19 protein-coding genes are annotated in these 21,409 nt (G+C 71.3%); 14 read left to right on the forward strand and 5 right to left on the reverse strand.

Annotation, left to right across the window (positions count from 1 at the left end):
* Nucleotides 1-4 precede the first annotated feature (4 nt).
* Entirely contained in the window at nucleotides 5-1,297 is a 1,293-nt protein-coding gene (locus ACZ5WC_RS20245; protein WP_468542097.1) for an MFS transporter, read from the reverse strand.
* An 85-nt stretch (nucleotides 1,298-1,382) separates the two neighbouring features.
* Here ACZ5WC_RS20245 and ACZ5WC_RS20250 point away from each other — a divergent pair, with 85 nt between their 5' ends.
* Nucleotides 1,383-2,366 carry an ArsR/SmtB family transcription factor gene (locus ACZ5WC_RS20250; protein ID WP_468542098.1) on the forward strand — a complete coding sequence of 328 codons (984 nt, stop codon included), beginning with the start codon at nucleotides 1,383-1,385 and terminating at the stop codon, nucleotides 2,364-2,366.
* Nucleotides 2,367-2,471: 105 nt separating this feature from the next.
* The gene (locus ACZ5WC_RS20255; protein WP_468542099.1) at nucleotides 2,472-3,545 is read left to right on the forward strand and encodes a glycoside hydrolase family 6 protein; all 1,074 of its coding nucleotides are present in this window, start codon (nucleotides 2,472-2,474) and stop codon (nucleotides 3,543-3,545) included.
* A gap of 72 nt (nucleotides 3,546-3,617) precedes the next feature.
* Here the strand turns inward: ACZ5WC_RS20255 and ACZ5WC_RS20260 are convergent, their stop codons facing one another.
* The 4 genes from ACZ5WC_RS20260 to ACZ5WC_RS20275 are packed head-to-tail and all read right to left on the reverse strand — an operon-like array spanning nucleotide 3,618 to nucleotide 6,795.
* A complete protein-coding gene (locus tag ACZ5WC_RS20260; RefSeq protein ID WP_468542100.1) occupies nucleotides 3,618-4,463 on the reverse strand; it encodes an enoyl-CoA hydratase/isomerase family protein in 846 nt (281 codons plus the stop codon).
* Nucleotides 4,460-5,665, reverse strand: a complete 1,206-nt coding sequence (locus ACZ5WC_RS20265; RefSeq protein ID WP_468542101.1) for a beta-ketoacyl synthase N-terminal-like domain-containing protein — start codon at nucleotides 5,663-5,665, stop codon at nucleotides 4,460-4,462. The genes ACZ5WC_RS20260 and ACZ5WC_RS20265 overlap by 4 nt, the downstream gene beginning before the upstream one ends.
* Nucleotides 5,658-6,506, reverse strand: coding sequence for a hypothetical protein (locus tag ACZ5WC_RS20270; RefSeq protein WP_468542102.1), 849 nt, complete (start codon nucleotides 6,504-6,506; stop codon nucleotides 5,658-5,660). Before ACZ5WC_RS20270 ends, ACZ5WC_RS20265 begins: the two co-directional genes overlap by 8 nt.
* Before the next feature lie 43 nt (nucleotides 6,507-6,549).
* A complete protein-coding gene (locus ACZ5WC_RS20275; RefSeq protein WP_468542103.1) occupies nucleotides 6,550-6,795 on the reverse strand; it encodes an acyl carrier protein in 246 nt (81 codons plus the stop codon).
* A 433-nt stretch (nucleotides 6,796-7,228) separates the two neighbouring features.
* Here ACZ5WC_RS20275 and ACZ5WC_RS20280 point away from each other — a divergent pair, with 433 nt between their 5' ends.
* The 12 genes from ACZ5WC_RS20280 to ACZ5WC_RS20335 all read left to right on the forward strand — a co-directional run bounded on the left by ACZ5WC_RS20280 (nucleotide 7,229) and on the right by ACZ5WC_RS20335 (nucleotide 21,138).
* The gene (locus ACZ5WC_RS20280) at nucleotides 7,229-7,999 is read left to right on the forward strand and encodes a 2OG-Fe dioxygenase family protein (RefSeq protein WP_096628410.1); all 771 of its coding nucleotides are present in this window, start codon (nucleotides 7,229-7,231) and stop codon (nucleotides 7,997-7,999) included.
* A 20-nt stretch (nucleotides 8,000-8,019) separates the two neighbouring features.
* A complete protein-coding gene (locus ACZ5WC_RS20285) occupies nucleotides 8,020-9,114 on the forward strand; it encodes a class-II aminoacyl-tRNA synthetase family protein (RefSeq protein ID WP_468542104.1) in 1,095 nt (364 codons plus the stop codon).
* Nucleotides 9,115-9,183: 69 nt separating this feature from the next.
* Nucleotides 9,184-9,435, forward strand: a complete 252-nt coding sequence (locus ACZ5WC_RS20290) for a hypothetical protein (RefSeq protein ID WP_468542105.1) — start codon at nucleotides 9,184-9,186, stop codon at nucleotides 9,433-9,435.
* Nucleotides 9,432-10,928 carry an MATE family efflux transporter gene (locus tag ACZ5WC_RS20295; protein ID WP_468542106.1) on the forward strand — a complete coding sequence of 499 codons (1,497 nt, stop codon included), beginning with the start codon at nucleotides 9,432-9,434 and terminating at the stop codon, nucleotides 10,926-10,928. The genes ACZ5WC_RS20290 and ACZ5WC_RS20295 overlap by 4 nt, the downstream gene beginning before the upstream one ends.
* On the forward strand, nucleotides 10,925-12,139 hold the full coding sequence (locus ACZ5WC_RS20300; RefSeq protein WP_468542107.1) for an ATP-grasp domain-containing protein: 1,215 nt from the start codon (nucleotides 10,925-10,927) through the stop codon (nucleotides 12,137-12,139). The genes ACZ5WC_RS20295 and ACZ5WC_RS20300 overlap by 4 nt, the downstream gene beginning before the upstream one ends.
* Entirely contained in the window at nucleotides 12,136-13,398 is a 1,263-nt protein-coding gene (locus ACZ5WC_RS20305) for an aspartate aminotransferase family protein (protein WP_468542108.1), read from the forward strand. The genes ACZ5WC_RS20300 and ACZ5WC_RS20305 overlap by 4 nt, the downstream gene beginning before the upstream one ends.
* 110 nt (nucleotides 13,399-13,508) lie before the next feature.
* Nucleotides 13,509-17,369 carry a non-ribosomal peptide synthetase gene (locus ACZ5WC_RS20310; protein WP_468542109.1) on the forward strand — a complete coding sequence of 1,287 codons (3,861 nt, stop codon included), beginning with the start codon at nucleotides 13,509-13,511 and terminating at the stop codon, nucleotides 17,367-17,369.
* Entirely contained in the window at nucleotides 17,366-17,590 is a 225-nt protein-coding gene (locus ACZ5WC_RS20315) for an MbtH family NRPS accessory protein (RefSeq protein WP_468542110.1), read from the forward strand. Before ACZ5WC_RS20310 ends, ACZ5WC_RS20315 begins: the two co-directional genes overlap by 4 nt.
* Before the next feature lie 38 nt (nucleotides 17,591-17,628).
* Nucleotides 17,629-18,333 carry a 3-oxoacyl-ACP reductase FabG gene (fabG, locus tag ACZ5WC_RS20320; protein WP_468542111.1) on the forward strand — a complete coding sequence of 235 codons (705 nt, stop codon included), beginning with the start codon at nucleotides 17,629-17,631 and terminating at the stop codon, nucleotides 18,331-18,333.
* A gap of 60 nt (nucleotides 18,334-18,393) precedes the next feature.
* Nucleotides 18,394-19,245, forward strand: coding sequence for a 4'-phosphopantetheinyl transferase family protein (locus ACZ5WC_RS20325; protein WP_468542112.1), 852 nt, complete (start codon nucleotides 18,394-18,396; stop codon nucleotides 19,243-19,245).
* Nucleotides 19,246-19,279: 34 nt separating this feature from the next.
* Nucleotides 19,280-20,125, forward strand: a complete 846-nt coding sequence (gene ddaH, locus ACZ5WC_RS20330) for a dimethylargininase (protein ID WP_468542113.1) — start codon at nucleotides 19,280-19,282, stop codon at nucleotides 20,123-20,125.
* Nucleotides 20,122-21,138, forward strand: a complete 1,017-nt coding sequence (locus tag ACZ5WC_RS20335; protein WP_468542114.1) for a hypothetical protein — start codon at nucleotides 20,122-20,124, stop codon at nucleotides 21,136-21,138. Before ddaH ends, ACZ5WC_RS20335 begins: the two co-directional genes overlap by 4 nt.
* The last annotated feature ends 271 nt before the right edge of the window (nucleotides 21,139-21,409 follow it).

Consider the following 21,409-nt stretch of genomic DNA (forward strand, 5'->3'; position numbering starts at 1 on the left):
GACCTTACCGACTGGTCATATGGCGGTCAGCCCCGTCTCGCCCATCGGTATCGGACACACGTGCGGGGGCGGTCCTGCGGACCTCGGCCACGAGGAGGAGCGTGCAGACGGTACCGACGGCTCCGGATGCCGCGACCACCTGGTGCACGGGGAAGAACTCGGCCGCGAGCCCCGCCAGGGCCATCCCGAGGCCCTGGACGGTCATCAGCCCGGCGGTGAGCAGCGTCATGGCCCGGCCGCGCAGCTCCTGCGGGACGGCGTCCACGAACCACTGGTCGAGCCCGATGACATAGGCCGCGCCCATTCCGGCCAGCGCCAGGGCGGCGAGCGCGAGCGGCAGCCCGGGGCGGACCGCGTACACGAGGAGCGGCAGCAGGCCGAGGGCGGCGACCGGCAGGACGATCCGGGAGCGGGTACGGGGGCCGAGCGCGGACCCGACGAACAGTTCGGCACCGATGTGCCCGAGGGCCATCGCGCAGAGCAGCAGCCCCATGGCGGCGGGCGAGGCCCCGATCGCGTCGGCGTACGGGGCGGCGAGCGCCTCCGGGGCCACCACGAACATCGCGGGCACCCAGAACAGCAGCAGCAGCGCCCGCACGCGGCGGTCGCCCAGCACCAGGCGGGCCCCGGCCAGCGACTCCCTGAGCAGGGTGCCGCCGCCGTCGCCGGTGCGGGCGGGGCGGTCGCGGGTGCCGAAGCGGAGCAGGGCGGCCGAGCAGAGGAAGGTGACCACGGTGACGGTGATCGCCCCGCGCGGGGAGAGCACGGTGAGCAGCACGCCGCCCGCACCGAAGCCGATGAGCATCGCGCTCTGCGAGACGATCCGCAGGAGGGAGCGGCCGAGTACGTAGAGGTCGCCCTCGCCCAGGATGTCGGTGAGGGCGGCCATCCGGGTCCCGGTGAAGACGGGCGCAACGGCGGCGACGAGGCAGCGCAGGGCGAGGAGTCCGGCGACCGGGGTGGCGGGCACCAGCATCACGGCGACGCAGGCCGCGCAGACCAGATCGCAGACGACCAGGACCCGGCGGGCCGGGTAGCGGTCGGCGACCCCGGCGAACAGGGTCCCGCCGATGACGTACGGGAGCAGGCCCAGCGCGAACGTCAGGGCGCTCAGCAGCGGGGAGCCGGTGAGCTCGTAGACGAGCACCGTGAGGGCGAGTTCGCTGACGACGACACCGAGGAGGGAGAGCAGGTGGGCGGCGAAGACGGCCCGGAACTCCGGGACGGCGAACACGGCCCGGTAGCCGACAGGCGGGGCGGAGTCTGCGGGCGGGGCGGAGGAGGACACCTGGGACATGGGGAGAGCCTGGGGCCGGGCGGCCCGCCGCCGTAGACTTTCGGCTGGGGACGAATCTTCGCGGTCGGTCACGGGAGGGGGAAGCGTGCCGTTCCAGCTGCACTTCGGCGAGCGCGATCTGCTGCGCTGCCGGTTCGCGCTCTCCCCGCTCTGGGAGGCGCAGGAGGCCGTGCGCACCCTGGCCCGCCCGCAACGGCACGGCTACCACCTGCCCTGGCTCCGGGAGATCCGCGCGGCCGCCTCGGACCTGGACCTCGGACCGCTGTGGCTGGTCATGCCGGAGGGCGGCCACAACCCGGACTTCCTCTGCCCGCCCCCGCTGGGCCCGCTGGCCACCTTCGAGGAGGAGATCGCGAGCGTGAGGGCGGTCGGTCCGGAGGTGGCGCGGGCCGATCTGGCGCTGGCTCTCGCGGAGCGGCCCGGCCTTCAGGAATCGGCGGCCGGGCGGCGGATGCTGGGCGACCCCGCCGGGGCCGTACAACAGCTGGCCGATCTGCTGGAGCGGGCCTGGCAGGTGCTGATCGCCCCGCACTGGCCCCGGCTGCGGGCGCTGCTGGAGGCCGACATCGCCTACCACTCCCGGCGGCTGGCGGAGAGCGGCCTCGAACGGCTGCTGGGCGAGGTGAGCCCGCAGCTGGGGTGGAGCGGCTCCACGCTGACGGTGACCGGGACGCGGGGCGACCACGAACGGGTGCTCGGCGGGCAGGGGCTGGTGCTGATGCCGAGCGTGTTCGTCTGGCCGGACGTGGTGGGCGGTTTCGAGGAGCCGTGGCAGCCCGCGGTGGTCTACCCGGCCCGCGGCATCGGCGGGCTGTGGAGCGAGGCCGGCGAGCGGACCCCGCAGACCCTGGCCCGGCTGCTGGGCCGGGTCCGGGCGGACGTGCTGTGCGCGCTCGACGAACCGGCGGGCACGAGCGCTCTGGCCCACCGGCTCGGCCTCGCCCCCTCCTCCGTATCGGCGCATCTGTCGGTGCTGCGGGGAGCGGGGCTGCTGACCTCGCGGCGCTACGGGCACCAGGTGCTGTACGAGCGCACGCCGCTGGGGATCACGCTGGCGGCCTCCACCTGAGCGCCGCCCTGGTGCCGATGGTGTCGCATCGCCACTCTCGGTGACCACTATGTCACGATTACTCACGTTTCCCTGCCGTGAGCCACCGCCGTCCGAGGGGTCTGGATGTCCGGCCGCAGAGTCGTCCCCCGTGCCTTCCCCCGCGCCCTCCCGCGCACGCTTCTCCGTACTTTCCCCGTCGTGACCGCCCTCGCCCTGGCGACCGCCCTCACCGCGGGCTGTGCCGCGCCGGAGCCGCGCGTCACCCGCACCGCCGAGGAGGCGGACGAGCTCGTCCGGGGCGAGCCCGCCCCGAGCGCCGCGTCCCCGTACTGGGTCGACCCGGACAGCGACGCCGCCCGCCAGGTCCGCACCTGGGAGAAAGAGGGGCGCAAGGCGGACGCGAAGGTCCTGCGGCGGATCTCCGGGCGGCCGGTGGCCGACTGGCCCGCGTGGGACGACCCGGCCCCGCAGATCCAGGCCGCCGCGAAGGCGGCCTCCCGCACCCGGAAGACGATCCTGCTCGTCGCGTACAACATCCCGCACCGGGACTGCGGGCTGTACTCCGCGGGCGGCGCGCAGGACGCGGACGCCTACCGGGCCTGGATCGGGGAGTTCGCCGCCGCCGTCGGGGACGCCCCGGCGACCGTGATCCTGGAGCCGGACGCCCTCCCCCACATCGCGGACGGCTGCACCCCGCCCGAGCACCACGCCGAGCGCTACCAGCTGCTCTCCGAGGCGGTGGACACGCTCAAGGCGCAGCCGAACACCAAGGTCTACCTGGACGCGGGCAACCCCGACTGGATCGAGGAGCCGTCCAAGATCGCCGTGCCGCTCCAGCAGGCGGGGATCGATCGCGCCGACGGCTTCTCGCTGAACGTCTCCAACTTCCAGTCCAACGGGCGCGTCAAGGAGTACGCCCGGCTGCTCTCCGACTCCGTCGGCGGCGCGCACTACGTGATCGACACCAGCCGCAACGGCAACGGCCCCCTGCCCGGGGGCCGTGCCGAGGACTGGTGCAACCCGCCGGGCCGGGGGCTCGGCACCCCGCCGACCACCGACACCGGCGACGACCGGCTCGACGCCTACCTGTGGATCAAGCGGCCGGGCGAGTCCGACGGCACCTGCCGGGGCGGCCCGCCGGCCGGCGACTGGTGGCCGGAGTACGCGCTCGGTCTGGCCCGGCGCGCCGCCCCCTGAGACACGGGGCGGACGCCTCCGCGCTCAGACCGACCGGCAGTGGGCGGCGGGGGCGGTCGGCGACCGCATGCGTCACTCCCCCGCGTAGGTCGTGGCGTGTTCCGGGCCGTCGGCGAGGAAGGCGGCGACCGCGCGGGCGTGGTCCGAGGAACGCGCGACCCGTCCCGCCACCGCGGGCAGGAGACCGTCCGCGGCCTCGACACCGCCGTCGAGGTAGGCGCGGACGACCTGCTTCGTCGCGCCGTGGGCCACGGTGGGGCCGTTGGCCAGCCGCAGGGCGTACGCGTGCGCGTCAGCGTGGAAGGTGGCCGGCTCGAACAGCGCGTTCACCACGCCCCAGTCCGCCAGGGTGGCGCCGCGGTACAGGTCGCCGGTCATGACGAGCTCCCGGGCCCGACCGGGACCGGCGCGTTCGGCCAGGCGCTGGGTGCCGCCCATGGACGGGGTGAAGCCGACCTTGCGCTCGACGAGGCCGAACCGCGCGGAGGCGGTGGCCACGATCAGGTCGCACGCGAGGGCGAGTTCGAAGGCGGCTGTCAGGGTCAGGGAGTGCGCTGCGAACACCGTGGGACACGGCAGCTTCTCCAGGGCCTGGGTGATGCGCAGTTGACCGTGCCAGAACTCCTCGGCGGTGTCCGGGTCCAGGTCCGCGAAGACCTGGACGTCGACGCCCGCGCTGACGATGCGTCCGCCGGCCCGCACGAGCAGGGCGCGCGGCGGATGCTCGGTCAGCCATCGCATCGCCTGCGCCCAGCCCCGCCACATCGCCGCGTCGAAGGTGTTCGCCGGCGGGCTGTCCATGGTGAGCACGGCGAGCGGGCCGTCGTACGTCAGGCGCAGCGGGAGGAACGCGTCCTGCGGGACGGCGGGCAGCCCCGGAGAGGTGTCCGCCGTCCCGGGGGTGGGAGCGGCGTTCACTCGGCGCTCCGGAAGATGGCGATGGCGTTGTTGCCGCCGAAACCGAAGGCGTTGCTCTGGACGTGCCGGAGCTCGGGCAGGGCGCGCGGTGTTCCGGTGACGAGGTTGATGTCGAGTTCCACCTCGGAGGCCTCGACCGGGGTGGGCGGGACCAGACGGTGCCGCAGGGTGAGGCACGCGGCGACCGAGCCGGCGGCGCCCGCCCCGCCCATCAGGTGTCCGATCGTGCCCTTGATGGCGGTGACGGCGGCCTTCGGGTAGTGCTCGGCGAAGATCCCGCCCTCGATGGCGTCGTTGGCGCGGCTGCCGGTCCCGTGCGCGAAGATCACGTCGATGTCCTCGGGCCCGAGCCCTGCCTCGTCCAGTGCCCGGCGGTGGCAGGCGGCCACGCCGTCGCGGTCGGGCGCGGTGGGGTGACCGGCGTCGTTGCTGACCGCCGTGGCGAGTACCTCGGCGTACGGCCTGGTGCCGGGGCGCAGCGCCCGTTCGGTCTGCAGGACGAGTACGCCGGCACCCTCGGAGGGCGTGACGAAGCGACGGTTCCCGGCGAAGGGCCGGCAGGGCGCCGGTCCGATGGCCTGGAGGGTGGTGAACCCGATGATGTTCTTCTCGGAGTACGGGTCGCAGCCGCCGACGATCGCGGTGTCGGCCGCGCCGGAGCGCAGGAGTTCCAGGGCGCACGACAGGGCCACGTTGGCGGAGGCGCAGGTGCTCTGGGCGGTGAACACCTGGCCGCGGGAGCCCACGGCGCGGGCGACTCCCTCCGAGATGGAGTAGCTGGAGAAGCCGCCGGTCTCCTTCACGTCGCGGCGGCCCGCGACGAGGTCTTCCAGCGCGTCGGCCTGGCCGTCGCTGCTGCCGACGCAGACCACGGCGTCGCGCAGTGCGGCCTCCCCGGGGTTCAGGCCGGCGTCCTGGAGGGCTTCCAACGCGGCGTACTCGGCGAAGACCGAGGCGGCGCGCGGGGCGGCCCGCGTCTCGGCCCTCGCCCGGGCGAGGGCCTCCTCGTACGCGGACCGGGGGACCCGGCCGCCCAGAATGCCGGACTTCATGCCCGGGTACAGGGGCGGCAGTTCCTCGAAGCGCTGCCGTCCCGCGCAGAGATCGTCCCAGAACGGGGCCACACCCGCACCGGCGGGCGAGATCATGCCGAGTCCGGTCACGAAGACTCGGGTCGGCTCCGGCGTCGAACTGCTAGCCATGCCCACGGGTGGTGCCCTTCTGCCGGGTGACGGTGACGGTGGCCCGGCGCCCGAGGGGGCTCAGGCACGTGAGTACGGCGCTCTCGGCGGGCCGCAGCGCGTAGGCCGCTCGAAGGAAGTCGGCCGTGACGAAAGCTCCGTTGCGCCCGTACGACGTCGCCGCCGCAGTCGCCTCCGTCGCCGCGCCGCCCACCCCGGTCACTCGGATGTGCACACCGACCGGTGTCCCGACCTCATCGGACGCGGGCGCGGAGAAGTCGAACTCGGCCTTGAAGTCCCGGCCCTTGGCCAGGGTCGCGTGGGCCACTCCCGAGTCGCAGGCGAGGCCGGGGGTGTCGTGCTCGGCGTCCTGGAGTCCCTCGGGCGAGTAGACGTCACCGACGAGGAGTCTGCTGATGCCGGAGCGGTCGCGGTCCAGCGCCGAAAGCGCCTGCCACATGGCGGTGACGGGGGTGAGCAGTCCCCCGTTGAGCGTCATGTTGCGGCCGGTCGCCCCGATGGTGAGGTTGACGAAGGCCGCGGCTGAGCTGGACGTCGCGTTGGGGAAGTACTGCGCGGAGAGCAGTCGTCCCTTGGCGGCGGCGTCGCGCTGGAGCCGGGCGAGGGCCGCGGTGTTCCCGTACTCCGTGCCGATCACGACCGTCTCGTCGGTGCGGCCTTCGGGGAGTTCCCCGCAGGTGCGCACCAAGTAGAGGCACAGCCGGGTGAACCAGTCGCGGAACTGGTCGCCGGTGGAGCCGATGACGTCGTACAGGTCCTCCGGCAGTCCGTCGGGCTCACCCGTCTCCGTCACGCCGTCCGGCGCGCACAGCGCCACCTGGTTCAGGTTGAACTCGAACACACGATCCTCCGAGGGACTGGGTGAGAGCCGAGGTTCTGGGGCGTCAGCCGGCGACCAGGCTGTCGACCTGCCGCTGGAGGTCGGCGACGGTGACGATCTGGCCGGCGAAATCGTCGCCGATCTCGATGTCGAGTTCGGCCTCGACGAGGACGACGACGTCGATGAGCTTCAAGGAGTCGATCTCCAGGTCGGCCTTCAGGTCCTGCTCGGCCTTGACCTCGAAGGAGTCCGGCAGTTCGGCCACCTGCTTGAGGATCGCCGCGATCTTGTTATCGATTGCTTCCGACATTCCACTTCCCCCGGATCAGTGAGTACGTTTTATCGGTGCAAAAAGTCGCGCACCGGACAGTCGAGCAGAATTCGTAATTTCATCCGGCCGCCCCGCACGAGGTCGGACGCTAATTCCCACAGCAAGCACATGTCAATACGGAAGTGGAAAGTGGTCCCGGTGAATACGCGGGAGGCTGCGGATTAGCGCGGCGGAGCCCCCCAAGCCCTCGCGCCGCGCCGTCACAGTGGGCGACCAAGCTTGTCGACTCAGGTGCACGACTTGCGGTATCCGAAGTCCGCTGTACGGCACTTGCCCTGGCCAGCGGGCTGTTCGAGTCTACCCGATCACAACCGCCGACGATCCCGCAGTGTGATCATCCACACATTGGCGGACGCCCGGACGTGACCTAGGGTCACCCGAGGAATACGACGGCTCACTGGGGGAAACGGGTATGTCAATTACGCCTTCCGAACTCTCGAAAAACGGGTATGACCGTTGGGATCTCGCAGATCACTTCGGCATCACCGCGGAGGATGAGAATTACAAGGCACTACGTTCCGCTTACGGCGATCTTCCGCTCGACCCCTACGCTCCGGGGTCCGGACGGCACCGCCGCTACGCCCGCGGAGTTTTCCTTCCCTGGTCGAAGGAATTCTTCTGGATGCCCGCGACGGAAAGCCAGGCCCGCGAGGGCATGAACGGCTACTACCAGGGTGACAACAACCCCGAGTACGTGGGCGTGGTGCGGAACCTGCCGGCCATCGGCGACGAGGTCCTCGACAACCCGCTCGTCCTGGACATGATCCAGTTCGACTTCGAGCAGACCCGCTGGAGCGAGGACGACTCCGTCTGGCCGCTCTACGTGGGCGTGCACCTCATCAAGCTGCACATCGACGACGACGAGAAGGAGGCCGTCTCCTCGCCCAACGAGCTGCACCAGGACGGCGAGCCCTACGTCTTCTGCCACATGATCTACCGCGACAACGCCGAGGGCGGACACAACGTCATCGCCACGCCGCCCCACCGCGGCAAGCAGCCGCAGGACGTCCCGTCGCACGACATCCTCTCCGAGTTCCAGCTGCAGAAGCCGCTGGACTCGTACGCCATCACGGACGACCTGGTCAGCCACTACGTGGCGCCCATCCGCAAGGGCAGCGAACCGCGTCCGGGCGAGCGGGCCATCCTCCTCGCCGACTGGGTGCCCATGCGGCACCGCATCTGAGGGGCAGCACTGTGAACAGCGTGGGCTATCACCACGCCCGTACGGTCGGCGCGGAAGCCGCCAACGAGCTCCGCAAGGCCCTCACGTTCTACTACGGCAGCGCCGAGGTGACGTTCCCGGGCTCCGGCATCGACGTCACGGTCCCCGCCGGAACGGGTTTGAGCGAGCAGGAACTGGGCGAAACGGTCCGGCACTTCCTGCGCGGCCACCGCGAGGTCGCTGTCAACGTCTACGCGGAGCACACCCCGAAGACGGAGCGTTCCTGTGGACTGCCGGCCGACGACCGGATACCGGTGGCCGCCGGCACCTACCTGCACGGGCCCGAGTGGCGCGCGGCCATGGAGCACACCCGGACCCTCGTCCGGGAGGGCGTCGCCGCCAGGTTCGACGCCCCGCAGCTGACGGGATCGGCGCAGATCCCCCGTGATGTCCTGGTGCGCGCGGGCTACTACCAGAAGTTCCCGAACCTGGTGAACTCCGTGGGCCGGATCCGCCCGGACTACTGGGACGGGGTGTCCGTCTCGCAGCTCCGACCGGGGCAGACCGAGGCCCTGGCCTCGTACTACGTCCCGTCGGAGATGGTGCTCAACCCGGTCACGTGCTACCACGTGTACGCCAACGCCCGCACGTTGATCGACCGTCACGGTGGTGAGGACGGCGGCCTGTTCGGCATCGAGGGGCCAGTCTTCCGCAACGAGTCGCACAACCACGGGGCCACCCGCCTCGCCGAGTTCACGATGTTCGAGCTGGTGCGGCTGGGTGGCACGGAGCAGGTCCGGGAGACGTACGAGCGGCTCCTTGAGTCGTTCACCGACTTCTTCGCCTCGCTCGACGTCCCGCACCGGATAGTCAGCGCCTCGGACGCCTTCTTCGGCAACGACCCCTCGATCACCCGGGACGCCCAGCTGCTCAACGGCAGCAAGTGCGAGGTCCGCATCCCGCTGGCCGACGGCGAGCTGTCGGTGGCCAGCGTGAACCTGCACGGCGAGGTCTTCGCCGACTCGTTCGGTCTGCGTGACCTCGGCGTGGACGCCACCTGCTGCGCGGGCATCGGTCTGGACCGGCTCGCCTACGCCCTGAAGTCCTATGGTCTGCTCCCGGCGGCCACGAGCTGAGCCCCGCGGGGTCTGCCCCTCCCCGGGGGACGGACCCCCGGTCCGCCACACCACTGAGGAATGAGTTCCATGGAAGATATCGCAGGCGTGGTTTCCGAGCTCCTGGAGCAGCTCGCGACGGCGCGGGACGTCCCGGCCGACTCGGCGCCGTCCGAGATCATCGTCAGTTCGCTCGACCAGATGCGCTTCCTGGTCGGGCTGGAGGAGCGCCTGGACGCCATGCTCGACGTCGGCGACGTGCTGCCCTTCGACCTGACGGACCGGGAAGCGCTGGTGAAGAGCGTCCGCGAACTGCTCGTGGATTCCGGCGTCGAGCTGTGAGAGCACCGCGACGGCTCGGCCGCCCGGTGCCCCGCGACCGCCTCTTCGACGGGTCGGTCATGCGCGAGGTCGTGCGCGTCTCGGCGCCGTTGATGTTCGGCATGGTGGGCAATCTCGTCCTGATGCTGGTCGACCGCATCTGCCTGGCCCGCTACTCCGAGGAAACGCTCCAGGCCTCGGGGCCGGCGGTCTTCACCGCCACCACGCTGATCATGCTCGCGACGGGCACGGTGGGGATCACCCGCTCCTACGTGGCCCAGGCCAACGGGCGCAAGGACGACCGCGGCACCATGGACGAGGGCGCCCGGGGCATCGCCCTGGCGCTCGTGCTGTGCGTGCTGCTGCTGGCGTCGACCCCGCTGATCACGAGCATCCCGGCGCTCAGCGGCCAGCCGGGGGCCGTCCAGGAGCTGGAGGCCCAGTACTTGGGCCTGTCCACGCTCTTCGGCTCGGTCATGACGCTCAACATGGCCCTGTCCTCCTACTTCAACGGCATCGGCCGCACCCGCGTGCCGATGACGGTGGGCCTCATCGGCCAGGCCGTCGGCCTGGTGATGACCTACGGTCTCGTCTTCGGCCGCCTGGGACTGCCCGAGATGGGCATGCGGGGATCGGCGCTCGGCACGCTCAGCGCCGTCGTCGTGATGTTCGTGGGCTACTGCGTCGGCCTCCCCAAGGGCTACGCCGCCCGGCTCACCGCGCTGCTCGGCCAGGGCGCGCGCTCCCTGATCCACGAGCTGTGGCTGCGGCTGCGCCGTGGAGCGCCGGCGGGCGGCTCGATGGGTCTGGAGGAGCTGGGGCAGACGGCGTTCGTCTGGCTCGCCGGCGTCCTCGGTCTCCTGGCCCTCTCGGCCAACAACGTGGCCCTGTCCCTGAACTACGCGGCGGTCATCCCGCTGATCGGCCTCGGGCTGGGTTGCAACATCCTGTGCGGCAACGCGATCGGCGCCGGGCTGTACACGAGCGTCCCGCGGATCATGCGGAGCACCCTGCTCGTCTGTGGTGTGTACGTGGCCGTGGTCGCGTTCTTCCAGATCGTCACGCCGACCCTGCTCCTGTCGCCGTTCGGCCTGAACGAGGCCGGACCGGAGACGGTCGAGAGCGCGGTGAACACCTCACGGGTGCTGTGGACGTACTCCGCCGCCTTCATGTTCTCCATGGTCGGCTCCGCCGTGCTGGAGTGCTTCGGCCTCTCCCGCTTCGGCTTCCTGACGCGGATCGTCCTCATGTGGTGCCTCTGCGTCCCCACCATCGCGACGGTCGTCCTGACGCATCGGGGCGAAGCGGACCTCCTGCCCGTGATCTGGCTGATCTTCTCGTTCTTCGAGGCCGTGATGGCGGTCGTCTGCCTCTGGCGCATCCGCAAGGCAGTGGCCAATCGGGAGAACCTCCTCGTCGAGGCCGGTCCGCCGGCGGAAGGCGCCGAGACCCCTCAGCCGGCGTGCACCGACGGCTACAACATCCCACGAACAGAAAGTCAGACTGGTCCGTGAACGTACTGATCCTCGGGCAGCGCGAGAACTGCCGTGACTACCTCCACTACGCCGACGAGCACGGCCACACCGTGCAGTTCTTCGCCCCGCCCGCCCTCGACGCGGACGACCGGGAGAACTGGCAGCGCACCGTAGCGGACAGCGCCCGCAGCTCGGTGGACCTCGACACCGTCGACGAGGTCATCTCCTTCCACGACAGCTACCAGATCCAGCTGGACCTGCTGCGCGCCGAGCTCGGTCTGACCGCGCGCAGCATCGACGCCCTGCTGTGCCTGTCCGACAAGACCCGGTTCAAGGCGCACCCGGCGGTCCGCGACCACATCACCCGGCACGTCGAACTCGACCCGTCGCTGAAGGCGCCCGCGGCCCTGGAGGTCGTCGGGGCGGCCGGGCTCTCCTTCCCGATCGTGCTCAAGCCCTCGAACGGCTTCTACAGCGCCGGCGTGGTCAAGGTGGACACCCCCGCCGAGTTCGCCAAGGCCTTCGTGCAGACCAAGCGGGTCTGCACGCTGCTGCGCCAGAGCGCGGGCCAGTCCACGATGCTCGCCGAGGAGTACCTCGACGGCAACGAGTACGCCGTGGACGGCATGGTGAGCGAGGGCCGAGTGCTCGCGCTCCAGGTGCACCGCAAGCTGCCGCCCCTGGTCGGCCCGCTCTTCCACGAGGTCGCCTACCTCACCGAGCCCTTCGACCCCGAACTCGGCGTGGACTTCCAGGCGATGCTGGAGAGCATCGTGCCCGCCGTGGGTCTGGACAACTCGCCCTTCCACGCCGAGTTCCGCTTCGACGGCCAGGGCAACCTGCGCATCCTCGAACTGGCCCCCCGGCTCTGCGGCGGTGGCACCACCACCTTCCAGCAGCTGCGCATCTGCACCGGTCTGGACGCCTACGCGCTCCTGCACCAGCTGGGCCGCGGGCGGATCGCGCCCGAGCCCACGCACCACCGGGTCGCGTTGGAGTTCGACGCCCCCATCGAGGACAGCGGTTTCCTGCGTGACACCGCGCGGGCCGTCGAGGTGTGCGAGAAGAACGACGTCACCACCGTCCACCTCCACAAGCAGGACGGCGATTTCGTCCTCGCCCCTCCGCTCAACTTCGAGACCGTCCTGACCGCCTACTTCGCCCGCGACACCCGCGAAGAGGCCGAGGCCCTCCTGGCCGTCCTGATCAGCGAGTGCACCATCGAAACCGAAAAGGAAAAGCAGTCATGAGGCCCGAGATCAAGCGCGCCCAGACGGTCATCCCCATGGGGACCAGCTCCCCGCTGCGGGCCTGCCGCAACGTCAAGGCCGAGCCGCTGGTCGTGGCCGAGGCCCGCGGCCCGTACCTGTACGACGTCGACGGCAACCGCTACGTGGACTTCATGTGCGGCTTCGGCCCGCTGATCCTCGGCCACGCGCCGGAGACCGTCAGCAAGGCCATCGCCGACCAGGCCGCGAACGGCACGCTCTTCGGAACGTACTGCCCGCAGGAGATCGAGCTCGCCGAGCGCATCACCGCGACCGCCGACCACCTCGACCAGCTCCGCTTCGTGTGCAGCGGCACCGAGGCGGTCATGTCCACGCTGCGCCTGGCCCGCGCGTACACCGGCCGTACCCGCATCATGCGGTTCAACGGCGGGTATCACGGCCACTTCGACCTGGTCCAGAACAAGGGCGAGGCGAAGATGCGCGACGCCGGTCTCGACCCGGTCGCCATGCGTTCCAACCTCTTCGCGGACTACAACGACACGGAGGGCGTGCGCCGGCTCTTCGCCGAGAACCCGGGCGAGATCGCGGCCGTCGTCATCGAACCCATCGCCTGCAACATGTCGCTCGTGCTGCCGGAGCCGGGCTTCCTCCAGGAACTGCGCGACATCTGCACCCGTGAGGGCGCGGTGCTCATCTTCGACGAGGTGATCACCGGTTTCCGACTGACCTACGGCCCCGCGAGCAACCTGCTGGGCGTCTCCCCCGACCTCACCGCCTTCGGCAAGATCATCGGCGGTGGCACCCCCGTGGGCGCCTTCGGCGGTCGCGCCGACATCATGCGGCTGCTGGACGAGGAGCGCGTACTCCAGGGCGGCACCCTCGCGGGCAACCCGCTGACCATGGCCGCCGGCCTGGCGACCCTGGCGGAGCTCGCCCGGCCGGGCTTCTACGAGGAACTGGAACGCAAGGGCGCGCTGCTCGAAGCGGCCGTCGAGCGCCACCGCGTGGCAAACGGCCTGGACTTCAGCTTCATCCGGACCGGTTCGATCTTCGCATTGATCTTCGTTCCCCACGGCACGCCGATCCGCGGCAAGCAGGACGTCGCCCGCCAGGAGCAGGAGCCGTTCATCACCCTGTACGCCGGAATGCGCGAGGCCGGATACCACCTGGCTCCGGACATCGAGGAGCCGATGTACGTCAGCGCGGTCACGACCGACGAGGACCTGGAGGACTTCGCCGCCCGGATCGGCACGATCCTCGCGGCGGGACCGCAGGCGTAAGCGGTCGTCTTCCGGATGGAGCCCGGGGCGGCCCCATCCGGAAGACCCACCTCACCGTCCCCATCCGACCAGGCCACCGCGCCCGCCCCCGCGACAGGACAGCCATGCCCATGCAGGACAGGAACCTCCCGCTACTCCCCGCCCAAGAGGGTGTTCTGTTCACCGAACAGACCCATGACAGCCCGGGCACGCACAACGTGGCGCTGGCCCTGGAACTGAGCGGACCGCTCGACCGGACCGCTCTGCACTCCGCCCTGAGCGCGCTCGTGGAACGTCACGAGGCCCTGCGGGTGAGCCTGCGGGAGGAGAACGGCGGGCACGTCCAGTGCGTGGCGGCCGAGGTCTCGCTCGACCTGCGGACGGTGGAACTCGACGTGACGGACGAGGAGTCCGCGCGGCGGCTGCTCGACGCCCACTTCACCGCCGCGCAGGACGAGCCGTTCGTCCTCGACCGGGCGCCCCTCCTGCGGGCCACGCTGCTGCGCCTGGCCGAGGAGCGGCACGTGCTGCTGCTCGTCGTGCACCACAGCGTGGCCGACGGGGCGTCCATGGAGGTCCTCGCAGGCGAGTTCGAGGCACTGTACGAGGCGCTCGTCGAGGAGCGGCCCGACCCGCTGACGACGCTGCCCCTCGGCTACACCGAGTTCATCGACGCGTGGACGGGCGGGGGCGCCTCGGCCAAGCGGCTGGAGCGTGCGATCGAGCACTGGAAGACGGAACTGGCCGGGGCCCCGGCCACCCTCGACCTGCCCCGGGCGCTCCTGGCCGGCACGACGCGCCGCCAGGCGGCGACCGTCCGCCAGGACGTCCCCCGTCCCGTGGTCGCGCGACTGCGGGCCCTGGCCGCGGAGCAGGGCAGCTCGCTCTTCCCGGTGCTCGCCTCGGGGGCGTTCGCGCTGTTCATGCGCTACACCGGTGAACGGGACCTGGTGCTCGGCGTGCCCATGTCCAGCCGGCTCCAGCCCGGCTCCGAGCGTCTCGTCGGGCTCACCGTCAACACCATGCCCCTGCGCGTGCGGTGTGCCGAGGGCGACCCGACGTTCCTCGACCTGCTGGGGCAGGTGCGGGCCAAGACGCTCCAGGGCCTGCGCCACCAGCACCTGTCGTTCAGCCATCTGGTGCGCACGCTGAACCCGCCCCGCAGCTTCGGCCGACAGCCGGTCTTCCAGATCGGCCTCAACCACGGTGTCGCCTCGCCCGCCCCGGTGCCGCGCGCCGGACTGCGCGTCGAACGGCTGCCCGTCGCCAACGCCACGTCCGCGTTCGAGCTGATGGTCACCTTCATGGAGGACGGCGAGGACGCCTGGGTCTACCTTGAGTACGACGTCGAGCGCTTCGACGCGGAGGCCGTCGCGGATCTCGGCGACCACCTGGTGCGGCTGCTCGACGGAGCCTCGGTGGACCCCCTGCGTCCCGTCACCGAGCTGGACATCATGGGCGAGCGGGAGCTCGCCCGCACCCTGGAGGACTGGAACGACACGGCGGCCCCGCTCCCCTCGACCGGTATCATCGGCCTCTTCGCCGAGCAGGTACGGCTCCGGGGGGACGCACCGGCCGTGGTGCACCGTGAAACGACTCTCTCCTACCGCGAACTCGACGAGCGCGCGGGTCGGCTGGCCCGGGCACTGGCCGATCGGGGCGTGGGCGACGGCGATTTCGTCGGCGTCTCGCTTCCCCGCTCGGAGAAGATGATCGTCGCGGTGCTGGCCGTGCTCAAGGCGGGTGCCGCCTACGTGCCGCTGGACCCGGCATATCCGAGCGAGCGGCTGGCCTTCATGCTGGAGGACTCCGCGCCCGCGCTGGTGATCAGCGACTCCGCCACCGCGGTGGGACTGCCCGCCCACCCGCAGGCACCGGTGCTGCGGCTGGACGACCCGCAGCTGGAGGCGGAGCTCGGACGGGCGGCGGACGGCACGTTCCACGTCCCGGAGTCGCCTTCCCGTACCGCTTACGTCATCTACACCTCGGGGTCGACGGGGCGCCCCAAGGGCGTCGTCGTCAGCCACGCCAACGTGGGCAACCTCGCCGCCTGGGCCCACGAGACCTTCGGCGCGGGCATGGGCCGGGTCCTGGCCTCGACCTCCCTCAACTTCGACGTCTCCGTGTTCGAGATCTTCGGCGCGCTGCTGTCCGGAGGCAGCATCGAGATCGTCCGTGACCTGCTGGAGCTGAGCGAGCGGGGCAGCTGGGAGGGGACCCTCGTCAGCGGTGTCCCCTCAGTGCTGGCCCGTCTCGTGACGGACGGCGGACTGCGGGTGCGGGCGGACTACCTGGTGCTGGCCGGCGAGGCCCTGCCGCCGCACGTGGCCGGCCTGCTCAGGACGGCCGTCCCCGACGCCACGCTGGTCAACGCGTACGGTCCGACCGAGGCGACCGTCTATGCCGCCGCTTCCGACGCCGCCCCGACGACGCGCGAGGCCCCGCCGATCGGCCGCCCGCTGCGCAACACCCGGCTGTACGTCCTGGATGGCCGACTGCGGCCGGTGCCCGTCGGGGTCACGGGCGAGCTCTACATCGCGGGCGAGGGACTGGCCCGCGGCTACCTGGACCGCCCCGCCCTCACGGCGTCCCGTTTCGTCGCCGACCCCTTCGGCCCCGACGGCGCCCGCATGTACCGCTCCGGTGACCTCGTCCGGTGGCGGGCCGACGGGCAACTGGACTTCGTCGGCCGCGTCGACGACCAGGTCAAGCTGCGCGGTTTCCGGCTGGAACTCGGCGAGGTCGAGTCCGCGCTCGCCCGCCGGCCGGAGGTGGCGCAGACCGCCGCCGCGGTCCACGAGGACGAGACCGGAGAGCGCCGGCTGGTCGGTTACGTCACGCCTGCTCCCGGCGCCGACGAGCCGGACGGCGGCCGGATCCGGGCCTCCGTCGCGAAATTCCTGCCGGAGTACATGGTTCCGGACCTGGTGACAGTGCTGGACACACTGCCGCTCTCGCCCAGCGGCAAGCTCGACCGCGGCCGGCTCCCCCGTCCGCGGTTCACGGCCGCCGCCGGGTCACGCGTCCCCGAATCGCGTCAGGAGGCGGAGATCGCCGGCCTGTTCGCCGAAGCCCTGGGGCTGCCCCGGGTGGGCGCGTCCGACAGCTTCTTCGACCTCGGCGGGCACTCCCTCCTGGCCATCAGGCTGGTCGCCCGGATCAGCGAGGTCCTCGGAGCGTCCGTGACCGTCCGCGACCTGTTCGAGACGCCGACCGTCGCCGGCCTGGCCGACCGCCTCGGCCGGGCCGAACAGGGCAACGACTTCGACGTACTCCTGCCGCTGCGCCCCGAGGGCTCCCGGCCGCCGCTGTTCTGCGTCCACCCCGGCTTCGGGCTCGGCTGGGCCTACGCCGCCCTGCTCCGCCACCTCGGCCCCGACCAGCCGGTGTACGCGCTCCAGGCCCGCGGCATCGTCCCCGGCGAGGAACACCCCGAGACCCTCGACGAACTCGTCGACGACTACCTGGTCCAGATCCGGACGGTGCGCCCGCACGGCCCCTACCGGTTCCTCGGCTGGTCGTTCGGCGGGCTGGTGGCGCACGCGCTGGCCACCCGGCTCCAGCGGGACGGCGAGAGCGTCGAGATGCTGGCCATGCTCGACACCGTCATGGTCGACGAGGAAGAGAGTTCCGGCCCCTGGGAGTACGACCTCGAACATGAGCAGCTCGTCATCCACGAGATCGCCGCGGTCCGCCAGGTCGTCCCGGACGACGAATGCCTCATCCACGTCGTGCGCAACCTCATCCGGCTGCGCCGGGAATTCGACCCGCAGCCGTACGAGGGAGACCTCCTGTTCTTCACCGCGGCCGAGGAACCCGATCGTGACGCGGCCATCGCCCAATCGTGGATGCCCCACGTAGCCGGCCGCACGGTGGAACAGCTCGTCGACTGCGCGCACCTGGACATGCTGACCGTCCGCCCCGCCGAGGTGATCGGCAGGCGGCTGGCCAAGGAACTGGCCCTGCTCGGCCGCCCCGAGGAGGCCCTGTGAACAGCCCGTTCGACGACACCGCGAAGGGCGGGCTCGTGCTCCGCAACGACCGGGGCGAGTACTCCGTCTGGCCGGCGGACATCACTCCGCCGGCCGGTTGGCGGACCGTCCTGGCGGCCGACGAGCGCCGCGCGTGCCTGGACCACATCGACACGCACTGGCGCACCGAGCGCCGCGGCGCTCCTCCGCGCGCCGAGCAGACCGACCGCGCCGCCAAGTGACCCGAGCCGTAAGGTTCCCGTACCCGAAGGACGACTCCATGCCACGTACTGCCCTGGTGTTCGGCGGCAACCGAGGCATCGGTCTCGCGATCGCACGCCACCTGGCCGACCGCGGCGACAAGGTCGCGGTCACCTACCGCACCGGTGAACCGCCGGAAGGACTGTTCGGCGTACGGTGCGACGTCACCGACCCCGAGCAGATCACGGCCGCCTTCGCCGAGGTGAAGGCCGCACTCGGTCCCGTGGAGGTACTCGTGGTCAACGCGGGCATCACGCGTGACCGGCCGCTGTTCACCATGACCCAGGACGATTTCGAGGTCGTCCTGCGTACCAACCTCACCGGCGCGTTCCTGGCCACGAAACTGGCCTCCCGGGCCATGATGCGCGGCCGCTGGGGGCGGATCGTGCTGATCTCCTCGGCCGTCGCGTTCTCCGGCGCCGTGGGACAGACGAACTACGCGGCGTCCAAGGCCGGGCTGATCGGTCTCGCCCGTTCGCTGGCCCTGGAGGTGGCCGGCCACGGCATCACGGTGAACACGGTCGCGCCGGGCTTCACCGACACGGACATGGTCTCGGCCATCCCGGAGGACCGCCGTGCCGTCCTGCTCGCGCAGGTTCCCGTAGGACGGATGGCCGACCCCTCCGAGGTGGCGGCGGCCGTCGGCTACCTCACCGGGGAGGACGCCGGCTACGTCACCGGCGCCGTGCTCCCCGTGGACGGCGGAGTGGCCATGGGCCACTGACACGGGACCGGAAGGATCCGCCGTCGGGGCGGCGGACGGGCACGGAAGCAAGGCGGGGGAATGCACGTAGGACGGGAAGGGCCCGCGGCCAGCGGGTCGGGAGCGGGCGGGGAACCGGCGGGGCCGCTGGTGGTGGTCCGCCGGAGCGCGGAACTGCTGCGCAGGGCCCCTTCGATACCACTGACCCGACAGGAGCGGGGTCGGCTGGAACGGCTGACGTCCCCCGGAGCGCGTCAGGACTTCGTCGCGGCGCACGTCCTGGTGCGTCTGTGCGCCGCCCGGTTCATCGGCGTCCCGGCGCAGACCCTGGTGGTCCGTCAGGAGTGCGCGCAGTGCGCGGCCGACGACCACGGCAAACCGTTCCTGCCGGACCACCCCGACGTGGGGATCAGCCTCTCCCACACGCGGGGCGCCGTCGCCGCGGCCGCTGGCCGGGGCGAGGTGGGCGTGGACGTGGAGGAGACAGCCGGCGCCGGCTTCACGCCTGCGATCGCGCGCCGCGTGCTCAGCGCACGCGAACTGGAGACGGTCCTGGACTCCGACGATCCCCCATGGACCTTCCTGCGCTACTGGGTGCGCAAAGAGGCCCTGGTCAAAGTCGGGGCCACAGCGCTGGGCAGGTTGCGTGACAGCGACCTCACCGGCACGGACCCGACCCCCGATACCGGCCTCGGCCGCAGCCGCGGCTCCGTCCTCGCCGGTGCCGGCGCAGCGGCCGGTGCCGACGTCTTCGACGCGTTCCCCGAGAGGTGCGGGGGCCGGTACTTCCTCGAATGGGCCGCCCCCGACCGCACCCTGCTGGCCGCCGCCGTCGGCCGCACCCCACCCGTACTCCTCTCCGACCGGTACACCGACGCGGACCACGAGTCCGCGCCGGCCCGGGACCCTCGACGTCACCACGTCATCACGTAACCTTCCGACCGCCCTCACCTGGGAAGTTGAACTCATGCCCGACAACCAGCACGCCGACCGGACCTCCCGTACACGCACGGCGGTGCCGCGCCGATTCCTGATGTGCCGGCCGAGCCACTTCGAGGTCTCCTACTCCATCAACCCCTGGATGCACCCGGAGAAACCCGTGGACAACTCGCTGGCGCTGAGCCAGTGGGAGGGCCTGCGGGACCTGTACCGCGAACTGGGCCACACGGTCGTGGAGATAGATCCGCTGCCCGGACTTCCCGACATGGTGTTCGCGGCCAACGGTGCCACCGTCGTCGACGGCAAGGTGTTCGGCGCGCGCTTCCGGCACGCCGAGCGCACCGCCGAGGGTCCGGCGTACCTGTCCTGGTTCCAGCAGCAGGGGTACGAGGACATCCTGTGGCCCGAGTTCATCAACGAGGGCGAGGGCGACATCCTCACCGTGGGGCGCCGCCTGCTGGCCGGCACCGGCTTCCGCACCGACCCCCGTTCGCACTTCGAGGCACAGGAGTTCTTCGGCCTGCCGGTCACCTCCCTGAAGCTGGTGAACCCGGACTACTACCACCTGGACACCGCCATCGCCGTGCTCTCCGACGACGAGGTGATGTACTACCCGCCGGCCTTCTCGGAGGGCAGCCGGTCGGTGCTCCGCGAGATGTTCCCGGACGCCATCCTGGCGACCGACGAGGACGCCGCGGTATTCGGCCTGAACGCGCTCTCCGACGGGCTCCACGTGCTGCTCCCCAAGGCGGCCACCGGCCTGCAGGCCCGCCTGCGGGAGCGCGGCTTCGAGCCGATCGGCGTGGACCTGGCGGAGCTCCTCAAGGCGGGCGGCAGTGTGAAGTGCTGCACGCTGGAGTTGCGGACCCGATGACACAGGAGACGCACGGCGCGCAGAGCCGCATCCTTGAGCGGTACGACACCACCGCGGTCAACTGTCTGACGGGCGGGTACTCCGCGCTCGCAACCGTACTGGGCCGCCCCGTCGCCGAACAGGCGATATTCGAGCGGGGGAACGGCTATCTGTTCCAGGCCGGGCTGGACGAGGGCGGCTACCCCGAATACATCTTCCCGGTCGAGGAAGCCGGCGCGCTCGGCATGACGCGGTCCGGCTTCAAGGTGCACACCATCCCGATCGAACCTGCGGCCATGGGCGCCCAACTCGTCCGGTTGTTGGCGGAGTTCAAAGGCGTGGTGGTGTGGGTGAACACGGCCCACCTCGGCTACGCGGACGTGTACACCGGGAACGCGCCCTACCTGCACGCCGTGCTGATCGAGGGGGTCTCCGAGGACCGCCGGCATGTAGACGTGCTGGACACGCTGGTCGTCGGCCCCAAGCCGTTCAGCTGCCGGGCCCGTCTGTCCATCGAGGACCTGGTCCGCGCAACGACCGACCACATCAGGACCGAGTCCCACGACGGGATGGGCTTCTTCTACGCGGCCACCGACACCCTGGCGGCGGCCGGCCCGGGTGAGGGGGCGGGCGACGGCGGGCTGGACGGTGTGCTGGCCGAACAGGCTCGGCGGTTCTTCGCCGAGGAACGGTTCCGCGGCGCGATCAACCGCTACCGGGACCTGTCCGCCGCCTGCTTCGCGGGCACCCGGGAACAGGCCGCGATCGGCGCCCGCCGCCTGTTCCACCACAGTTCGGTCCTGTACGCGGTGCCCAGCCTCGTCCTGATGGGCCGTTCCCTCGCGGACGCGGGGGCCGGTGAGGATACGACGGCCCTCCACGAGGAAGCCATGCGTCACTGGCAGGCCATGGGCGTCCTCGCCCTGCGCTACGAGGCCACTGCCGCGCCGTCCGTCCTGGGCCGCATCAACGAGCGGTTCGCCCGGCTCGACGAGGTCACGGTCCGACTCTGGGAATCCCTCGTCGGCCGCTGACCCCACCCGCCCCGCGGGCCGGGCGATCGGGCTGGACGCGCGGTCCCACGTCACCACGACGACCGCGCGTCCCGCCCGCCCCCTCCCGGGCCGACGTCCCGCAAAGGGGCATGGAACCGGCGACCTCGCGTCATCGGGGGTCGCGCGCATTCCGCACGTTCCGAGGGCCTGTGGTCACCGCCCGCGGGAGGCCGGGACCGGCAGCTTCACCGGGAAGCGGTATCCGACGAACACGGTGTCCAGCAGCCCTTCCCCGGCCTTATCCAGAAGG

Source organism: Streptomyces sp. NPDC033165, from assembly GCF_055577965.1.

Excerpts from the sequence above, each read along its gene's own strand:
- ACZ5WC_RS20280 (WP_096628410.1), top strand. The coding sequence starts at position 7,229 with ATGTCAATTACGCCTTCCGAACTCTCGAAAAACGGGTATGACCGTTGG.
- ACZ5WC_RS20335 (WP_468542114.1), top strand. The coding sequence starts at position 20,122 with ATGACACAGGAGACGCACGGCGCGCAGAGCCGCATCCTTGAGCGGTAC.
- ACZ5WC_RS20310 (WP_468542109.1), top strand. The coding sequence starts at position 13,509 with ATGCAGGACAGGAACCTCCCGCTACTCCCCGCCCAAGAGGGTGTTCTG.
- ACZ5WC_RS20305 (WP_468542108.1), top strand. The coding sequence starts at position 12,136 with ATGAGGCCCGAGATCAAGCGCGCCCAGACGGTCATCCCCATGGGGACC.
- fabG (WP_468542111.1), top strand. The coding sequence starts at position 17,629 with ATGCCACGTACTGCCCTGGTGTTCGGCGGCAACCGAGGCATCGGTCTC.
- ddaH (WP_468542113.1), top strand. The coding sequence starts at position 19,280 with ATGCCCGACAACCAGCACGCCGACCGGACCTCCCGTACACGCACGGCG.
- ACZ5WC_RS20290 (WP_468542105.1), top strand. The coding sequence starts at position 9,184 with ATGGAAGATATCGCAGGCGTGGTTTCCGAGCTCCTGGAGCAGCTCGCG.
- ACZ5WC_RS20325 (WP_468542112.1), top strand. The coding sequence starts at position 18,394 with ATGCACGTAGGACGGGAAGGGCCCGCGGCCAGCGGGTCGGGAGCGGGC.
- ACZ5WC_RS20255 (WP_468542099.1), top strand. The coding sequence starts at position 2,472 with ATGTCCGGCCGCAGAGTCGTCCCCCGTGCCTTCCCCCGCGCCCTCCCG.
- ACZ5WC_RS20265 (WP_468542101.1), bottom strand. The coding sequence starts at position 5,665 with ATGGCTAGCAGTTCGACGCCGGAGCCGACCCGAGTCTTCGTGACCGGA.
- ACZ5WC_RS20245 (WP_468542097.1), bottom strand. The coding sequence starts at position 1,297 with ATGTCCCAGGTGTCCTCCTCCGCCCCGCCCGCAGACTCCGCCCCGCCT.
- ACZ5WC_RS20275 (WP_468542103.1), bottom strand. The coding sequence starts at position 6,795 with ATGTCGGAAGCAATCGATAACAAGATCGCGGCGATCCTCAAGCAGGTG.